This window comes from Streptomyces sp. NPDC039736, from assembly GCF_055596485.1.
The window spans coordinates 328,884-345,134 of the sequence record NZ_JBVIUQ010000005.1 but is presented as its reverse complement, the minus strand read 5'-3'; the positions used below and the strand labels follow the sequence as shown (position 1 = coordinate 345,134).

13 protein-coding genes are annotated in these 16,251 nt (G+C 70.9%); 12 read left to right on the top strand and 1 reads right to left on the bottom strand.

Translation table 11 applies throughout. The features are described 5' to 3' along the window. Window positions 1-5: 5 nt before the first annotated feature. The 12 genes from ACZ56L_RS18200 (at window position 6) to ACZ56L_RS18145 (ending at window position 12,614) form a co-directional block, all read left to right on the top strand. Window positions 6-1,427: a UDP-N-acetylmuramoyl-tripeptide--D-alanyl-D-alanine ligase gene (locus ACZ56L_RS18200; RefSeq protein ID WP_345223768.1), complete on the top strand. Its 1,422-nt coding sequence runs from the start codon at window positions 6-8 to the stop codon at window positions 1,425-1,427. Beyond that, window positions 1,424-2,494 carry a phospho-N-acetylmuramoyl-pentapeptide-transferase gene (gene mraY, locus ACZ56L_RS18195; RefSeq protein WP_345223770.1) on the top strand — a complete coding sequence of 357 codons (1,071 nt, stop codon included), beginning with the start codon at window positions 1,424-1,426 and terminating at the stop codon, window positions 2,492-2,494. The genes ACZ56L_RS18200 and mraY overlap by 4 nt, the downstream gene beginning before the upstream one ends. Next, window positions 2,476-3,903: a UDP-N-acetylmuramoyl-L-alanine--D-glutamate ligase gene (gene murD, locus ACZ56L_RS18190; RefSeq protein ID WP_471064970.1), complete on the top strand. Its 1,428-nt coding sequence runs from the start codon at window positions 2,476-2,478 to the stop codon at window positions 3,901-3,903. The genes mraY and murD overlap by 19 nt, the downstream gene beginning before the upstream one ends. A 65-nt stretch (window positions 3,904-3,968) precedes the next feature. After that, on the top strand, window positions 3,969-5,285 hold the full coding sequence (gene ftsW, locus ACZ56L_RS18185) for a putative lipid II flippase FtsW (RefSeq protein WP_345223777.1): 1,317 nt from the start codon (window positions 3,969-3,971) through the stop codon (window positions 5,283-5,285). 6 nt (window positions 5,286-5,291) lie between these two features. Further along, window positions 5,292-6,386: an undecaprenyldiphospho-muramoylpentapeptide beta-N-acetylglucosaminyltransferase gene (gene murG, locus ACZ56L_RS18180; protein WP_345223779.1), complete on the top strand. Its 1,095-nt coding sequence runs from the start codon at window positions 5,292-5,294 to the stop codon at window positions 6,384-6,386. 31 nt (window positions 6,387-6,417) lie between these two features. Continuing rightward, window positions 6,418-7,251 (top strand): cell division protein FtsQ/DivIB, encoded by an 834-nt coding sequence (locus ACZ56L_RS18175; protein ID WP_401757566.1) that lies wholly within the window; start codon window positions 6,418-6,420, stop codon window positions 7,249-7,251. Window positions 7,252-7,527: 276 nt separating this feature from the next. Then, window positions 7,528-8,742, top strand: a complete 1,215-nt coding sequence (ftsZ, locus tag ACZ56L_RS18170; RefSeq protein ID WP_401757568.1) for a cell division protein FtsZ — start codon at window positions 7,528-7,530, stop codon at window positions 8,740-8,742. Window positions 8,743-8,756: 14 nt separating this feature from the next. Continuing rightward, window positions 8,757-9,497: a peptidoglycan editing factor PgeF gene (gene pgeF, locus ACZ56L_RS18165; protein WP_471064968.1), complete on the top strand. Its 741-nt coding sequence runs from the start codon at window positions 8,757-8,759 to the stop codon at window positions 9,495-9,497. Beyond that, the gene (locus tag ACZ56L_RS18160) at window positions 9,497-10,243 is read left to right on the top strand and encodes a YggS family pyridoxal phosphate-dependent enzyme (protein WP_401757572.1); all 747 of its coding nucleotides are present in this window, start codon (window positions 9,497-9,499) and stop codon (window positions 10,241-10,243) included. The genes pgeF and ACZ56L_RS18160 overlap by 1 nt, the downstream gene beginning before the upstream one ends. Before the next feature lie 121 nt (window positions 10,244-10,364). Then, complete coding sequence (locus tag ACZ56L_RS18155; protein ID WP_345223790.1) at window positions 10,365-10,976, top strand: cell division protein SepF; 612 nt, start codon at window positions 10,365-10,367, stop codon at window positions 10,974-10,976. A gap of 83 nt (window positions 10,977-11,059) precedes the next feature. Beyond that, entirely contained in the window at window positions 11,060-11,356 is a 297-nt protein-coding gene (locus ACZ56L_RS18150; protein WP_345223792.1) for a YggT family protein, read from the top strand. 49 nt (window positions 11,357-11,405) lie between these two features. Further along, on the top strand, window positions 11,406-12,614 hold the full coding sequence (locus ACZ56L_RS18145) for a DivIVA domain-containing protein (RefSeq protein ID WP_471064965.1): 1,209 nt from the start codon (window positions 11,406-11,408) through the stop codon (window positions 12,612-12,614). Between the two features lie 231 nt (window positions 12,615-12,845). Here ACZ56L_RS18145 and ileS read toward each other — a convergent pair whose 3' ends face one another. Then, a complete protein-coding gene (gene ileS, locus ACZ56L_RS18140; RefSeq protein ID WP_345223799.1) occupies window positions 12,846-16,007 on the bottom strand; it encodes an isoleucine--tRNA ligase in 3,162 nt (1,053 codons plus the stop codon). Window positions 16,008-16,251: the final 244 nt, after the last annotated feature.

Genomic DNA, 16,251 nt, shown 5'->3' with positions numbered 1-16,251 from the left:
CGGAAATGATCCCCCTTACCCTCGCCGAGATCGCCGCGCTCGTGGGCGGACAGACCCACGACATACCGGACACCGGCGTCACGGTCACCGGCCCGGTCGTCATCGACTCCCGCAAGGTCGGCCCCGGCAGCCTGTTCGCCGCGTACGCCGGCGCGCGCGTCGACGGCCACGACTTCGCGGCGCGCGCGCACGAGGCGGGCGCGGCGGCCGTGCTGGCCACCCGGCCCGTCGGCGTGCCCGCCATCGTCGTGCCGGACGTGACCGAGGCGCTCAGCGCGCTCGCCCGCAGCGTCGTCTCCCGGCTGGGCGCCGACGTCGTCGCGCTCACCGGGTCCGCGGGCAAGACGTCCACCAAGGACCTCATCGCCCAGCTCCTGGAGCGCAAGGCGCCCACGGTCTACACCGAGGGCAGCCTCAACAACGAGATCGGCCTGCCGCTCACCGCGCTGCGCACCGTCGAGGACACCCGGCACCTGGTCCTGGAGATGGGCGCCCGGGGCATCGGCCACATCCGCCACCTCACCGAACTGGTCCCGCCGCGCATCGGCCTCGTCCTGAACGTCGGCAGCGCGCACGTCGGCGAGTTCGGCAGCCGCGAGAACATCGCGCTGGCCAAGGGCGAGATGGTCGAGTCCCTCCCGGCCGACGGTGTCGCCGTGCTCAACGCGGACGACCAGTTCGTACGGGAGATGGCATCGCGCACCAGGGCCCGCGTCCTGTACTTCGGCGAGGCCGAGAACGCCGACGTACGCGCCACCGACGTGCACCTCACCGAGGACGGCCGGCCCGTCTTCACGCTCCACACACCCTCCGGGTGCAGTGACGTGACCATGCGGCTGTACGGTGAGCACCACGTGTCGAACGCGCTCGCCGCGGCCGCCGTCGCCCATGAGCTGGGTCTGTCCGTCGACGAGATCGCCGTGGCGCTCTCCGAGGCGGGTACCCTCTCCCGCTGGCGCATGGAGGTCACCGAGCGGCCCGACGGCGTGACGGTTGTCAACGACGCCTACAACGCGAACCCCGAATCCATGCGAGCCGCCCTGCGCGCGCTCGCGTCCATGGGCAAGGCCTCACAGGCACGGGGGGGACGCACGTGGGCGGTGCTCGGACACATGGCCGAGCTCGGTGACACCTCACTCGTCGAGCACGACGCGGTCGGACGGCTGGCCGTCCGGCTCAACGTCAGCAGGCTGGTGGCAGTCGGGGGCCGGGAAGCGTCCTGGCTGCAACTGGGCGCCTATAACGAGGGTTCGTGGGGTGAGGAGTCGGTGCACGTGTCCGACACGCAGGCGGCGATCGACCTGTTGCGCAAGGAACTGCGCCCGGGGGACGTCGTGCTGGTGAAGGCATCCAGGTCGGTCGGCCTCGAAGCGGTCGCCCAGGCACTGCTGACGCCCGCCACCGAGGGTGAGGTCGCCGGCGCATGAGCCAGATCCTCTTCGCGGGGGCCATCGGCCTCTTCCTGACGCTCATCGGCACCCCGCTGCTGATCAAGCTGCTCGCCCGCAAGGGCTACGGCCAGTTCATCCGTGACGACGGCCCCCGCGGCCACCACGGCAAGCGCGGTACCCCGACCATGGGCGGCATCGCCTTCATCCTGGCCACGCTCGTCGCGTACGCCCTGACGAAGGTGCTCACCTCCAGCTCGCCCTCGATCTCCGGCGTGCTGGTGCTGTTCCTGATGGCCGGCATGGGCCTCGTCGGCTTCCTCGACGACTACATCAAGATCGTGAAGCAGCGCTCGCTGGGTCTGCGGGCCAAGGCGAAGATGCTCGGGCAGTTGATCGTCGGCATCGCCTTCGCGGTGCTCTCGCTCAACTTCTCCGACAGCCGCGGCCAGACCCCGGCCTCCGACAAGCTGTCGTTCGTCACCGACTTCGGCTGGTCCATCACCCCGGTGCTGTTCGTGGTGTGGGCGCTGTTCATGATCCTCGCGATGTCGAACGGCGTGAACCTCACCGACGGCCTCGACGGACTCGCCACCGGCGCCTCCGTGATGGTCTTCGGCGCGTACACCTTCATCGGCCTGTGGCAGTTCCAAGAGGCCTGCGCCAACGCCACCAGCCTCACCAACCCCAACGCCTGCTTCGAGGTCCGCGACCCGCTCGACCTCGCGGTCGTCGCCTCCGCCCTGATGGGCTCCTGCTTCGGCTTCCTGTGGTGGAACACCTCGCCCGCCAAGATCTTCATGGGCGACACCGGCTCGCTGGCCCTCGGCGGCGCGCTCGCGGGCCTCGCCATCTGCTCGCGCACCGAGCTGCTGCTCGCCATCCTCGGCGGCCTCTTCGTACTGATCACCATGTCGGTGGTCATCCAGGTCGGCTCGTTCAAGATGACCGGCAAGCGGGTCTTCCGGATGGCACCGCTCCAGCACCACTTCGAACTCAAGGGGTGGTCCGAAGTCCTCGTCGTGGTCCGCTTCTGGATCATCCAGGGCATGTGCGTGATCGTCGGACTCGGTCTCTTCTACGCAGGATGGGCAGCCGGAAAGTGACCAGCTGGCAGGACAAGAACATCACCGTGGCCGGTCTCGGCGTGAGCGGCCTCAGCGCCGCCCGCGCCCTGGCCGGCCTCGGCGCCCGCATCACCGTCGTGGACGGCGGCGACAGCGCCACGCACCGGGCCCGCGCAGCGGAGCTCGAAAGCGAAGGCATCGCCGTACGGCTCGGGGACGCGGACACCCTCCCGGACCGCACCGAACTGGTCGTCACCTCGCCCGGCTGGAAGCCCTCCAGCCCCCTGTTCGAGGCGGCGGCCGAGGCGGGCGTCGACGTCGTCGGCGACGTCGAGATCGCCTGGCGGCTGCGCGGCCCGGACGCTCCCCCCTGGCTCGCGATCACCGGCACCAACGGCAAGACCACCACCACCCGGATGCTCGCGTCGATCCTGACCGCGGCGGGCAGGCGCACCGCCGCCGTGGGCAACATCGGCACCCCGATCGTCGACGTGGTCCTCCAGGGCGACGCCTACGACGTCCTCGCCGTCGAGCTCTCCTCGTACCAGCTCCACTGGGCCCCTTCCCTGCGCGCCCACTCCGCCGCCGTCCTCAACCTGGCCCCCGACCACCTCGACTGGCACGGCTCCATGGACGCCTACGCCGCCGACAAGGGCCGCGTCTACGAGGGCAACACCGTCGCCTGCGTCTACAACGCCGCCGACCCCGCCACCGAGGACCTGGTCCGCGCGGCCGACGTCGAGGAGGGCTGCCGCGCCATCGGCTTCACCCTCGGCACCCCGGGGCCCTCCCAGCTCGGCATCGTCGACGGCATCCTGGTCGACCGCGCCTTCGTGGCCAACCGGCAGAAGAACGCCCAGGAGCTGGCCGAGGTCTCCGACGTGACCCCCGCCGCCCCGCACAACCTCGCCAACGCCCTCGCGGCCGCCGCGCTGGCCCGTGCGTACGGCGTGGAGCCCGCGGCGGTACGGGACGGCCTGCGCGCCTTCCGCCCCGACGCACACCGCATCGAGCACGTCGCGGAGGCCGGGGGCGTCACGTACGTCGACGACTCCAAGGCCACCAACACGCACGCCGCCGAGGCCTCGCTGGCGGCCTACGAGTCCGTCGTGTGGATCGCGGGCGGCCTCGCCAAGGGCGCCACCTTCGACGACCTGGTGAAGAAGTCCGCGCAGCACCTGCGTGGCGTCGTGCTGATCGGCGCCGACCGTGCTCTCATCCGCGAAGCCCTCGCGCGACACGCGCCCGAGGTGCCGGTGGTCGACCTCGACCGCACCGACACTGGGGCGATGGAGGCGGCGGTCCGCGAGGCGGCTGCGCTCGCCTCGGCGGGGGACACGGTGCTCATGGCCCCGGCCTGCGCGTCGATGGACATGTTCGCCGACTACACCCGGCGCGGCGAGGCCTTCGCCGCCGCCGTGCGCGAACTGGCCGACGGCCGGGCCTGACACCGCCCGCGGCCACCGCACCCCCGGCTTCATCGGCGCACGAGTTGTTGGAGGGGACCACCGAGATGCCGGTCACGGCCAGAAGAACACCCGGAGCCCGCTCCGCCGCCCCGCGCGGCGCGGCGGCCCCGGGGCGCCCGCGCGGCCTCGACGGGCCCCGCAGGCTGTACGAGCAGCTCCGCCGGGCCTGGGACCGGCCGCTGACGGCCTATTACGTCATCCTCGGCAGTGCCCTGCTGATCACCGGCCTCGGCCTGGTGATGGTCTACTCCGCGTCGATGATCCAGGCCCTCCGCTTCGACCTGCCCGGCTCGTACTTCTTCCGCAAGCAGCTCCTCGCGGCGGCCATCGGCGGCGTCCTGCTCCTCGTCGCCACCCGGATGCCCGTCAAGCTGCACCGGGCGCTCTCCTACCCGCTGCTCGCCGGCACGGTCTTCCTGATGGCCCTGGTCCAGGTCCCCGGGATAGGGCACGCGGTCAACGGCAACCAGAACTGGATCTCCGTCGGCGGCCCCTTCCAGCTCCAGCCCAGCGAGTTCGGCAAGCTGGCGCTGATCCTGTGGGGCGCGGACCTGCTGGCCCGCAAGCAGGACAAGCACCTGCTCGCCCAGTGGAAGCACATGCTGGTGCCGCTGGTCCCGGTCGCCTTCATGCTGCTCGGGCTGATCATGCTCGGCGGCGACATGGGCACCGCGATCATCCTCACCGCGATCCTCTTCGGCCTGCTCTGGCTGGCCGGGGCCCCGACCCGGCTGTTCGCGGGCGTGCTCGCCTTCGCCGGGTTCCTCGGCTTCGTCCTCGTCAAGACCAGCTCCAACCGGATGGCCCGGCTGGACTGCGTACTGAGCACCGAGATGGGCCCGCAGGGGGAGTGCCAGCAGGCGGTGCACGGAATCTACGCGCTCGCGTCCGGTGGCTGGTTCGGATCGGGACTCGGTGCGAGCGTGGAAAAATGGGGCCAACTCCCGGAACCCCACAACGACTTCATCTTCGCCATCACAGGTGAGGAACTCGGTCTGGCGGGCACGCTGTCGGTACTCGCCCTGTTCGCGGCCCTAGGCTATGCGGGTATCCGCGTGGCCGGACGCACGGAGGACCCCTTCGTGAGGTACGCCGCGGGAGGCGTGACGACCTGGATCATGGCGCAGGCCACGATCAACATCGGTGCGGTGCTCGGCCTGTTGCCGATCGCCGGTGTCCCGCTCCCGCTGTTCTCGTACGGGGGCTCGGCGCTGCTGCCGACCATGTTCGCCGTAGGGTTGCTGATCGCCTTCGCGCGTCAGGACCCGGCGGCACGGGCCGCACTGGCCATGAGGCGGCCCGGGACGAGATGGAAAACGATGAGACGGCGCGTCACCAGGCGTCCGTCCGGAGAGCGGTGAATTTCGGTGCATGTCGTACTCGCCGGTGGGGGGACCGCCGGCCACATCGAGCCCGCGCTCGCCCTCGCGGACGCCCTGCGCAGGCAGGACCCCACCGTGGGGATCACGGCCCTCGGCACGGAACGCGGCCTGGAGACCAGACTCGTTCCGGAACGCGGTTACGAACTCGGGCTGATCCCCGCGGTTCCGCTGCCCCGCAAGCCCACCCCCGAACTGATCACCGTCCCCGGACGGCTGCGCGGCACCATCAAGGCCGCCGAGCAGATCCTGGAGCGCACCAAGGCCGACTGCGTGGTCGGCTTCGGCGGTTACGTGGCGCTGCCCGGCTACCTCGCGGCCAAGCGCCTCGGGGTGCCGATCATCGTGCACGAGGCCAATGCCCGGCCGGGCCTGGCCAACAAGATCGGCTCCCGGTACGCGGCCGCCGTCGCGGTCTCCACGCCCGACAGCAAGCTGCGCGGCGCCCGCTACATCGGCATCCCGCTGCGCCGCACCATCGCGACCCTCGACCGCGGGGCCGTGCGCCCCGAGGCGCGGGCCGCGTTCGGGCTCGACCCGAACCTGCCGACGCTGCTGGTCTCCGGCGGCTCGCAGGGCGCCCGCCGGCTCAACGAGGTGGTCCAGCAGGCCGCTCCGTACCTCCAGCGGGCCGGAATCCAGATCCTGCACGCGGTCGGCCCGAAGAACGAACTGCCGCGCGTGGACAACATGCCCGGAATGCCGCCCTACATCCCGGTACCGTACGTGGACCGGATGGACCTGGCGTACGCCGCGGCCGACATGATGCTCTGCCGCGCCGGCGCCATGACGGTGGCCGAACTCTCCGCCGTCGGGCTTCCGGCCGCCTACGTCCCGCTGCCCATCGGCAACGGCGAACAGCGGCTCAACGCCCAGCCGGTGGTCAACGCGGGCGGCGGCCTGCTGGTCGACGACGCGGCGCTCACCCCCGAGTGGGTGCAGGGCAACGTCCTGCCGGTGCTCGCCGATCCGCACCGGCTGTACGAGATGTCCCGCGCGGCCGCCGAGTTCGGCCGCCGGGACGCCGACGAGCTGCTCGTCGGCATGGTCTACCAGGCGATCGCCGCACGCAGGGCCGGCTGACCGGCCCCCGGACGAGGAGGACGACGGGCACGTGGCCGGACCCAGCACCCGCGAACGCGGCGGCAGAGCGCAGACGGATCCGGTCACGCCCCGGGCGCCCCGCGAGGGACGCCCGGGCGGGCGGCTGAAGCTGCTGCGGCGGCTGCGGATTCCGGTGAGCCGGCCGGTCGTCCTCCTCCTCGCCGCCGCCGTCCTGCTCTCCGGCGGCATCGTCTGGGCGCTGTACGGCTCCACCTGGCTGCGCGTCGAACAGGTCCGGGCCACCGGCACCCGGGTGCTCAGCCCCCAGCAGGTGCTGGACGCGGCGGCCGTGCCCACCGGCATCCCGATGATCTCCGTGGACACCGGTGCCACGGAGGACCGGCTGCGCAGGAAACTGCCCCGAATCGACACGATCGACGTGGTCCGGTCGTGGCCGCACGGAATCGGGCTGAAAGTGACGGAGCGCAAACCGGTTCTGCTTCTGGCGGAAGGCCCTGCCGCCGCGCGCACCTTCACCGAAGTGGACAGGAACGGTGTGCGGTTCGCCACGGTGACAAAGCCGACAGCCGGGGTACCGCGCCTGGAGATGGCGGCCGGCCGCTCCCCGAGCCTGCGCCGGTTCGGCCAACAGAGGCTGCTGGCCGAGGCGGTGCGGGTCGCCGGGGGGCTGCCGCCCGTCGTGGCCCGTAACCTGACGGTGGTGAAGGTGACGTCGTACGACTCGATCACACTGGAACTGGGGCGTGACCGCAGCGTTTTCTGGGGCAGTGGTGAGAGTGGCGAGGTCAAGTCCCGGGCCCTTCTCGCCCTGATGAAGGCGTCCCCCGACGCGAAGCACTTCGATGTGAGCGCCCCCACCGCGCCTGCCGCATCGGGAAGTTGACGGCTCTTCGGGCCGGTCAGCCCCCTGGTTGGTCAGCGATCCGGGTGATCACATAGGGTGAAAAGAAAAACGGGAGGTTCGGCGTGTTCGTTGAACGCGCACCACTTGTCGACTTAGTGTCCTGTCCGGAAGAGTCCAAGGGACAGGCACACTGGTAACCCTAAACTTCAGCGTTAGGGTTCGGGTCGGCATTCGAACCGCCCCAAATTCGGCATCAGTCGTCGCGGCGCGGCAAACTCCGTGGCGGCACGTAAATCGAGGCGAGAGGCCTTCGACGTGGCAGCACCGCAGAACTACCTCGCAGTCATCAAGGTCATCGGTGTCGGCGGCGGTGGTGTCAATGCCATCAACCGGATGATCGAGGTCGGTCTGAAGGGCGTCGAGTTCATCGCCATCAACACCGACGCGCAAGCGCTGTTGATGAGCGACGCCGACGTCAAGCTGGACGTCGGCCGTGAACTCACCCGAGGACTTGGCGCAGGCGCCAACCCCGACGTCGGCCGCAAGGCGGCCGAGGACCACCGCGAGGAGATCGAGGAGGTCCTCAAGGGGGCCGACATGGTCTTCGTGACGGCAGGCGAAGGCGGCGGCACCGGAACCGGTGGCGCACCCGTCGTCGCCAACATCGCCCGCTCGCTGGGCGCCCTGACGATCGGCGTGGTCACCCGCCCGTTCACCTTCGAGGGTCGCCGTCGGGCGAACCAGGCGGAGGACGGCATCGCCCAGCTCCGCGAAGAGGTCGACACCCTCATCGTCATCCCCAACGACCGGCTCCTGTCGATCTCCGACCGCCAGGTCTCGGTCCTGGACGCCTTCAAGTCGGCCGACCAGGTCCTGCTCTCGGGTGTCCAGGGCATCACCGACCTGATCACCACCCCGGGCCTGATCAACCTCGACTTCGCCGACGTCAAGTCGGTCATGTCCGAGGCGGGCTCCGCGCTCATGGGCATCGGCTCGGCGCGCGGCGACGACCGCGCGGTGGCGGCGGCCGAGATGGCGATCTCCTCGCCGCTCCTGGAAGCCTCCATCGACGGTGCCCGTGGTGTGCTGCTCTCCATCTCCGGCGGCTCCGACCTCGGTCTCTTCGAGATCAACGAGGCCGCGCAACTGGTCAGCGAGGCCGCCCACCCCGAGGCGAACATCATCTTCGGCGCCGTCATCGACGACGCCCTGGGCGACGAGGTGCGGGTCACCGTCATCGCCGCCGGATTCGACGGCGGCCAGCCGCCGGCCCGGCGCGAGAACGTCCTGGGCGCCGGGGCGCAGAAGCGCGAGGAGAGCGCGCCGCCGACGCGTCCCGCGCCGGAGCCGACCCGGCCGACCGGCATCGGCTCCGTGCCGGTGCGCGAGGAGGCCCCGGCCCCGGTCGAGGTGCCCGCACCGGTCAGCGAGGTCCCCGTGCAGACGAGTCCCCCCCACGTCCCGCCGGCCCGCCCGTCCTACGCGGACGCCTCGGCCGAGGAGCTGGACGTACCGGACTTCCTGAAGTGATCCGGACCGTCTAGGTGATACAGCGGTACGACGACGAGAACGGCGCGCACTTCGCCTTCACCGACCGGTGGGGCGGGGTGAGCGCCGTTCCGTACGAGCAGCTCAACCTGGGCGGGGCGGTCGGCGACGACTCCGAGGCCGTACGGGCCAACCGCACGCTGGCGGCCGGGTCCCTGGGGCTCGACCCGGCGCGGGTGGTCTGGATGAACCAGGTGCACGGGCGGGACGTCGCCGTGGTCGAGGGGCCCTGGGCCCCGGACGCGGACATCCCCTCGGTGGACGCCCTGGTGACCGCCCGTCGGGGCCTCGCCCTCGCGGTGCTCACCGCGGACTGCGTCCCCGTCCTGCTGGCCGACCCCGTCGCCGGGGTGGCCGGGGCGGCGCACGCCGGACGCCCCGGAATGCTGGCGGGGGTGGTTCCCGCGGCGGTGGAGGCGATGGTCGCGCTGGGCGCCGAGCCCTCCCGGATGCACGCGTGGACCGGGCCGGCCGTGTGCGGCACCTGCTACGAAGTGCCCGAGCGGATGCGGGCGGAGGCCGCCGCGACCGAACCGGCCTGCTGGGCCGAGACCGGCTGGGGCACCCCGGCGGTCGACGTCGGCGCCGGAGTGCACGCCCAACTGGCGGCGCTCGGGGTGCGCGAGCGGTCGCGGTCGCCGGTGTGCACGCGGGAGTCGGCCGATCACTTCTCTTACCGCAGGGACCGCACCACGGGGCGGCTCGCCGGATATGTCTGGTTGGACGGGCAGGACTGATGGACCGTACGGAAGACACCGCCGCGCTCGCGGCGCGCAAGGACGAACTCGCCGCGAACCTGGCACGAGTGGAGGAACGTATCTCCTCCGCTTGTGCGTCTGTCGGGCGCGCCCGTGAAGAAGTGACCCTGATCGTGGTCACCAAGACCTACCCGGCGAGCGACGTGCGGCTGCTGGCCGGGCTGGGGGTGCGCCATGTCGCCGAGAACCGCGACCAGGACGCCGCCCCCAAGGCCGCGGCATCCGCTGACCTGCCGCTGACCTGGCACTTCGTCGGGCAGTTGCAGACCAACAAGGTGCGCTCGGTGGTCGGTTACGCGGACGTGGTGCAGTCCGTGGACCGGCTGAAACTGGTCGGCTCGCTGTCGTCCGCGGCGGTACGGGCCGGGCGCGAGGTCGGCTGTCTGCTCCAGGTGGCGCTGGACGCGGAAGTGGGCGCGAGGGGGGAGCGGGGCGGCGTCTCACCGGACGGCGTCGAGGAGCTGGCGGCCGCGGTGGCGGCCGCGCCCGGACTCCGGCTCGACGGCCTGATGACGGTCGCTCCCCTCGCCGGTGCGTACGCGGGCCGCCAACGGGCGGCTTTCGACCGGCTGGTGGAAATCTCGACCCGCCTGCGCACGGCACATCCGGCTGCCACCATGGTGTCCGCGGGCATGAGCGCGGACCTCGACGAGGCGGTGGCCGCCGGGGCGACACATGTGCGCGTCGGCACTGCGGTACTCGGTGCGCGCCCTCGCCTCGGGTAACGTCGCGAAGCAGTCGGACCACAGCAGAAAATATGGTCATCCCCACTATCCGGGGCAGGCCCAGTGGATCGCCGGCACTTGGTGACGAGGCCGATCCACCACAGAGCGGAGGACTCAGGAAATGGCCGGCGCGATGCGCAAGATGGCGGTCTACCTCGGCCTCGTGGAGGACGATGGATACGACGGCCGGGGCTTCGACCCCGACGACGATTTCGAACCCGAGCCGGAGCCGGAGCGCGACCACCGTCGCCACCAGCCCCCGCACCAGGTGGAACGGGAACGGGAGGAACCGGTGCGAGCGGTACAGCCGCCGGCCCCCCGCGAGCCCGTTCAGCTTCCGGCGGAAAGCACACGACCTGCACGAATCGCCCCCGTGGCGTCCATCACACCTGAACGTCCGAGCCTGGAGAAGAACGCACCGGTGATCATGCCCAAGGTCGTGTCCGAGCGGGAGCCGTACCGCATCACCACGTTGCACCCCCGGACCTACAACGAGGCCCGTACCATCGGGGAACACTTCCGCGAGGGCACTCCGGTGATCATGAACCTCACGGAGATGGACGACACCGACGCAAAGCGACTTGTCGACTTTGCCGCAGGTCTTGTCTTCGGTCTGCATGGCAGCATTGAGCGAGTGACGCAGAAGGTCTTCCTGTTGTCGCCTGCTAACGTCGATGTCACGGCGGAGGACAAGGCCCGTATCGCAGAGGGCGGTTTCTTCAACCAGAGCTGACAGAGCCGAGAGCAGGACCACCGGGAACAACCGGCCACCGGGGCCGGACCGAGGCGTGAGCCAGGGGAGAGGGAAGCACGGGAATGGGCATCGCACTGGACGTGATCTACATCGCGTTGATGTGTTTCCTCGTCGTGCTGATCTTCCGGCTCGTCATGGACTACGTCTTCCAGTTTGCCCGTTCGTGGCAACCCGGCAAGGCGATGGTGGTCGTTCTGGAGGCCACCTACACTGTCACCGATCCACCGCTCAAGCTTCTGCGGCGGTTCATTCCGCCGCTGCGTCTCGGGGGCGTGGCACTCGACCTGTCCTTCTTCGTTCTGATGATCATCGTCTACATCCTGATCAGCATTGTTAACAGCTTTGCGAGCAGGGTGTGAGCGATACGGTCCTGCCGACTGCCGACGACTACGTAGAGGTGAAGAAGAGATGCCGCTGACCCCCGAGGACGTGCGGAACAAGCAGTTCACGACCGTCCGCCTCCGAGAAGGCTATGACGAGGACGAGGTTGACGCCTTCCTCGACGAGGTCGAGTCCGAACTGACCCGCCTGCTCCGTGAAAACGAGGACCTGCGCGCCAAGCTGGCCGCGGCGACCCGTGCGGCAGCGCAGAACCAGCAGCAGCAGCAGGGCATGCGCAAGCCGGAACCGCAGGACAACCGCCCCGGTGGCCCGGGCGCACCCGTCCCCGCGGCCATATCCGGACCGCCTCAGCAGCAGCAGCAACCCCCGCAGCAGCAGATGCAGCAGCAGGGCGGCCAGCTCCAGCTCCCCGCGGGCCCCGGCGGGCAGCAGCAGGGCCCCGGTCCGATGCAGGGCCAGCACGGCCCCGGCCCGATGGGCCAGGGTCCCGGTCCGATGCAGGGCCAGCACGGTCCCGGCCCGATGGGCCAGAACCCCATGCAGCAGCAGGGCGGCCCCATGGGCCAGCCGCAGGGCATGGGCCAGGGCCCGATGGGCGGCCCCATGGGCCAGCCTCCGATGCAGCAGCAGCCGCCGATGCCGCAGCCCGGTGGCGACAGCGCCGCCCGGGTGCTCTCGCTCGCGCAGCAGACCGCCGACCAGGCGATCGCGGAGGCCCGTTCCGAGGCCAACAAGATCGTCGGCGAGGCCCGTTCGCGCGCCGAGGGCCTGGAGCGGGACGCCCGTGCCAAGGCCGACGCGCTGGAGCGGGACGCGCAGGAGAAGCACCGTGTCGCGATGGGCTCGCTGGAGTCCGCCCGCGCCACGCTGGAGCGCAAGGTCGAGGACCTGCGCGGCTTCGAGCGCGAGTACCGCACGCGTCTGAAGTCCTACCTGGAGTCCCAGCTCCGTCAGTTGGAGACCCAGGCCGACGACTCGCTCGCTCCGCCGCGGACCCCGGCGACGGCCTCGCTGCCGCCGGCTCCGCAGATGAGCAGCTCGATGGCTCCGGCCGGGGCGTCCTCCATGGGCCACTCCATGGGCGGCAACCCGTCGATGGGCGCTCCGTCCCCCATGGGCGGCCAGTCGAACGGTGCTCCGTCCTACGGCGGTCAGCAGCAGATGGCTCCGGCCATGACGCAGCCGATGGCACCGGTGCGGCCGCAGGGCCAGCCGCCGATGCAGCAGGCGCCGTCGCCGATGCGGGGCTTCCTGATCGACGAGGACGACAACTGAGGCCGGAGTTGCGCGTGATGAACGCGTAGCCGTCGGCAGGCTGAGGGGCGGGCCCCGGGACCTTGATGGTCCTGGGGCCCGCCCCTTTGGCATGGGCGGTACGGGGGCGGAGCGGGCCCGCCGGACGGCGCGGCCGGCGCCGGGGCGGGCAAGGGGGCTGGGGACAAAGGGAAAGGGGGGCGGGCCGGGAGCGTGTGCTTCCGGCCCGCCCCCCTCGGGGCGCCGGGCGGATCAGACCTTGCGGAGGTGGAAGGTCAGGGCGAGCGGCTCGTCCGTGAACGCGGGGCCGTAGGAGGAGTCGGGGGAGCCCTCCGCGTAGTCCGTGGCGAGGACCTCGTCGGCGATGAGCGGGGCGTGGTGGGCCAGCGCCTCCGCCGTCTCCGGCGAGGTGGACGTCCAGCGGACGGCGATGCGGTCGGCCACGTCCAGCCCCGAGTTCTTGCGGGCCTCCTGGATCAGCCGGATCGCGTCACGGGCGAGGCCCGCGCGCCGCAGCTCCGGAGTGATCTCCAGGTCCAGGGCGACGGTCGCACCGGAGTCGGAGGCCACCGACCAGCCCTCGCGGGGGGTTTCGGTGATGATGACCTCTTCGGGGGTGAGCAGGATCGTCTCGCCGTTCACCTCCAGCGGGGCCTCGCCGTCGCGCAGGGCGAGGGAGAGCGCGGCGGCGTCGGCGGCGGCGACCGCCTTGGCCACGTCCTGCACGCCCTTGCCGAACCGCTTGCCCAGCGCCCGGAAGTTGGCCTTGGCGGTGGTGTCGACCAGCGAACCGCCGCCCCGCTCATCAGTGGGGTCGGCGGAGAGGGAAGCGAGGGAGCTGACGTTCAGCTCCTCGGTGATCTGCGCCTGGAGTTCGGGGGAGAGCCCCGAGAAACCGGAAGCCGCCACCAGGGCGCGGGACAGCGGCTGGCGGGTCTTGACGCCCGACTCGGCGCGCGTGGCCCGGCCCAGCTCGACCAGCCGGCGTACCAGCGCCATCTGCGTGGAGAGGGCCGGGTCGATCGCGGCGAGGTCGGCCTTCGGCCAGGAGGAGAGGTGGACGGACTCCGGGGCGTCCGGGGTCACCGGCACGACCATGTCCTGCCAGACCCGCTCGGTGATGAAGGGGGTCAGCGGGGCCATGAGCCGCGTGACGGTCTCCACGACCTCGTGCAGCGTGCGCAGCGCGGCCTTGTCGCCCTGCCAGAAGCGGCGCCGCGAGCGGCGGACGTACCAGTTGGACAGGTCGTCCACGAAGGCCGACAGGAGCTTGCCCGCGCGCTGGGTGTCGTACGACTCCATGGCCTGCGTGACCTGGTCGACCAGCGCGTTCAGCTCGGACAGGAGCCAGCGGTCCAGGACCGTGCGCTCGGCGGGGGCCGGGTCGGCGGCGCTGGGCGCCCAGGCGGACGTACGGGCGTACAGGGCCTGGAAGGCAACCGTGTTCCAGTACGTCAGGAGCGTCTTGCGGACGACTTCCTGGATGGTGCCGTGGCCGACCCGGCGGGCCGCCCACGGGGAGCCGCCGGCCGCCATGAACCACCGCACGGCGTCCGCGCCGTGCTGGTCCATCAGCGGGATGGGCTGGAGGATGTTGCCCAGGTGCTTGGACATCTTGCGGCCGTCCTCGGCGAGGATGTGGCCGAGGCAGACGACGTTCTCGTAACTCGACTTGTCGAAGACCAGCGTGCCGATCGCCATCAGGGTGTAGAACCAGCCGCGCGTCTGGTCGATGGCCTCGGAGATGAACTGCGCCGGGTAGCGCTTCTCGAAGATCTCCTTGTTCTTGTACGGGTAGCCCCACTGCGCGAACGGCATGGAGCCCGAGTCGTACCAGGCGTCGATGACCTCGGGCACGCGGGTGGCCGTCAGGGCGCAACCCTCGTGCGTGCAGGGGAAGGTGACGTCGTCGATGTACGGGCGGTGCGGGTCCAGGGCGGACTGGTCACGGCCGGACAGCTCGGAGAGTTCGGCGCGGGAGCCGACGCAGGTGAGGTGGTCGTCCTCGCAGCGCCAGATGGGCAGCGGGGTGCCCCAGTAGCGGTTGCGGGACAGGGCCCAGTCGATGTTGTTGTTCAGCCAGTCGCCGAAGCGGCCGTGCTTGACGGTGTCCGGGTACCAGTTGGTCTTCTCGTTCTCTTCGAGGAGACGGTCCTTGACGGCGGTGGTGCGCACGTACCAGGACGGCTGCGCGTAGTAGAGGAGCGCCGTGTGGCAGCGCCAGCAGTGCGGGTAGCTGTGCTCGTACGGCACGTGGCGGAAGAGCAGGCCGCGGGCGGCCAGGTCCTCGGTGAGCTTCTCGTCGGCCTTCTTGAAGAAGACGCCGCCGACGAGCGGGACGTCCTCCTCGAAGGTGCCGTCGGGGCGGACCGGGTTCACGACCGGCAGTCCGTACGCCTTGCAGACCAGGAGGTCGTCGGCGCCGAAGGCGGGGGACTGGTGGACGAGGCCGGTGCCGTCCTCGGTGGTGACGTAGTCGGCGTTGACGATGTAGTGGGCCTCGGAGGGGAACTCGACCAGGTCGAAGGGGCGCTGGTAGGTCCAGCGCTCCATCTCGGCGCCGGTGAAGGACTCGCCGGTGGCCGTCCAGCCCTCGCCGAGGGCCTTCTCGAGCAGCGGCTCGGCGACGACGAGCTTCTCCTCGCCGTCGGTGGCGACGACGTAACGGACCGTCGGGTGCGCGGCGACGGCCGTGTTGGAGACCAGCGTCCAGGGGGTGGTCGTCCAGACCAGCAGCGCGGCCTCGCCCGCGAGGGGGCCGCCGGTCAGGGGGAAGCGGACGAAGACCGAGGGGTCGACGACCGTCTCGTACCCCTGCGCCAGCTCGTGGTCGGAGAGGCCGGTGCCGCAGCGGGGGCACCAGGGGGCGACCCGGTAGTCCTGGGTGAGGAGGCCCTTGTTGAAGATCTCCTTCAGGGACCACCAGACGGACTCGACGTACTCGGGGTCCATCGTGCGGTACGCGTCGTCCAGGTCCACCCAGTAGCCCATGCGCCGGGTCAGCTCGGCGAAGGCGTCGGTGTGGCGGGTGACGGACTCGCGGCACTTGTCGTTGAACGCGGCGATGCCGTAGTTCTCGATGTCCTGCTTGCCGCTGAAGCCGAGTTCCTTCTCGACCGCCAGCTCGACCGGGAGGCCGTGGCAGTCCCAGCCGGCCTTGCGACCGACGTGGTAGCCCTGCATGGTGCGGAAGCGGGGGAAGACGTCCTTGAAGACGCGGGCCTCGATGTGGTGGGCGCCGGGCATGCCGTTGGCGGTCGGCGGGCCCTCGTAGAAGACCCACTCGGGGCGGCCGTCGGACGCTTCGAGGGACTTGGTGAAGACCTTGGCCTGCTCCCAGAACTCCAGCACGGCGTGCTCGAGGGCGGGCAGGTCGACCTGCGCGGGGACCGGGTTGTACTGCGGCGGTGTCATCGGGCGCTCTTCCTCCGGCGGACTGGTGGCTTCCGTCGGAGGGACGAGAGCGATCGTGCTGCTCCCGCGGTACCACCCTCCTTGGCCCCGGACGACGTGCGTCCGCGGCCCCCTCATTAGGGGCGCGATGCCGGGTCTACTCGCCCGCCGTTCGTGCGCGGGATTTCTTCCGGCGGCTCCGGGGTGATGCTTCACGCCGTGCTCGCCCCCGGGCTCTCACCGTCCCCGGGTCGCTCATGGCTGC

Excerpts from the sequence above, each read along its gene's own strand:
- ACZ56L_RS18200 (WP_345223768.1), top strand. The coding sequence starts at position 6 with ATGATCCCCCTTACCCTCGCCGAGATCGCCGCGCTCGTGGGCGGACAG.
- mraY (WP_345223770.1), top strand. The coding sequence starts at position 1,424 with ATGAGCCAGATCCTCTTCGCGGGGGCCATCGGCCTCTTCCTGACGCTC.
- murD (WP_471064970.1), top strand. The coding sequence starts at position 2,476 with ATGGGCAGCCGGAAAGTGACCAGCTGGCAGGACAAGAACATCACCGTG.
- ftsW (WP_345223777.1), top strand. The coding sequence starts at position 3,969 with ATGCCGGTCACGGCCAGAAGAACACCCGGAGCCCGCTCCGCCGCCCCG.
- ACZ56L_RS18160 (WP_401757572.1), top strand. The coding sequence starts at position 9,497 with ATGGACCGTACGGAAGACACCGCCGCGCTCGCGGCGCGCAAGGACGAA.
- ACZ56L_RS18155 (WP_345223790.1), top strand. The coding sequence starts at position 10,365 with ATGGCCGGCGCGATGCGCAAGATGGCGGTCTACCTCGGCCTCGTGGAG.
- ACZ56L_RS18150 (WP_345223792.1), top strand. The coding sequence starts at position 11,060 with ATGGGCATCGCACTGGACGTGATCTACATCGCGTTGATGTGTTTCCTC.
- ACZ56L_RS18145 (WP_471064965.1), top strand. The coding sequence starts at position 11,406 with ATGCCGCTGACCCCCGAGGACGTGCGGAACAAGCAGTTCACGACCGTC.
- ileS (WP_345223799.1), bottom strand. The coding sequence starts at position 16,007 with ATGACACCGCCGCAGTACAACCCGGTCCCCGCGCAGGTCGACCTGCCC.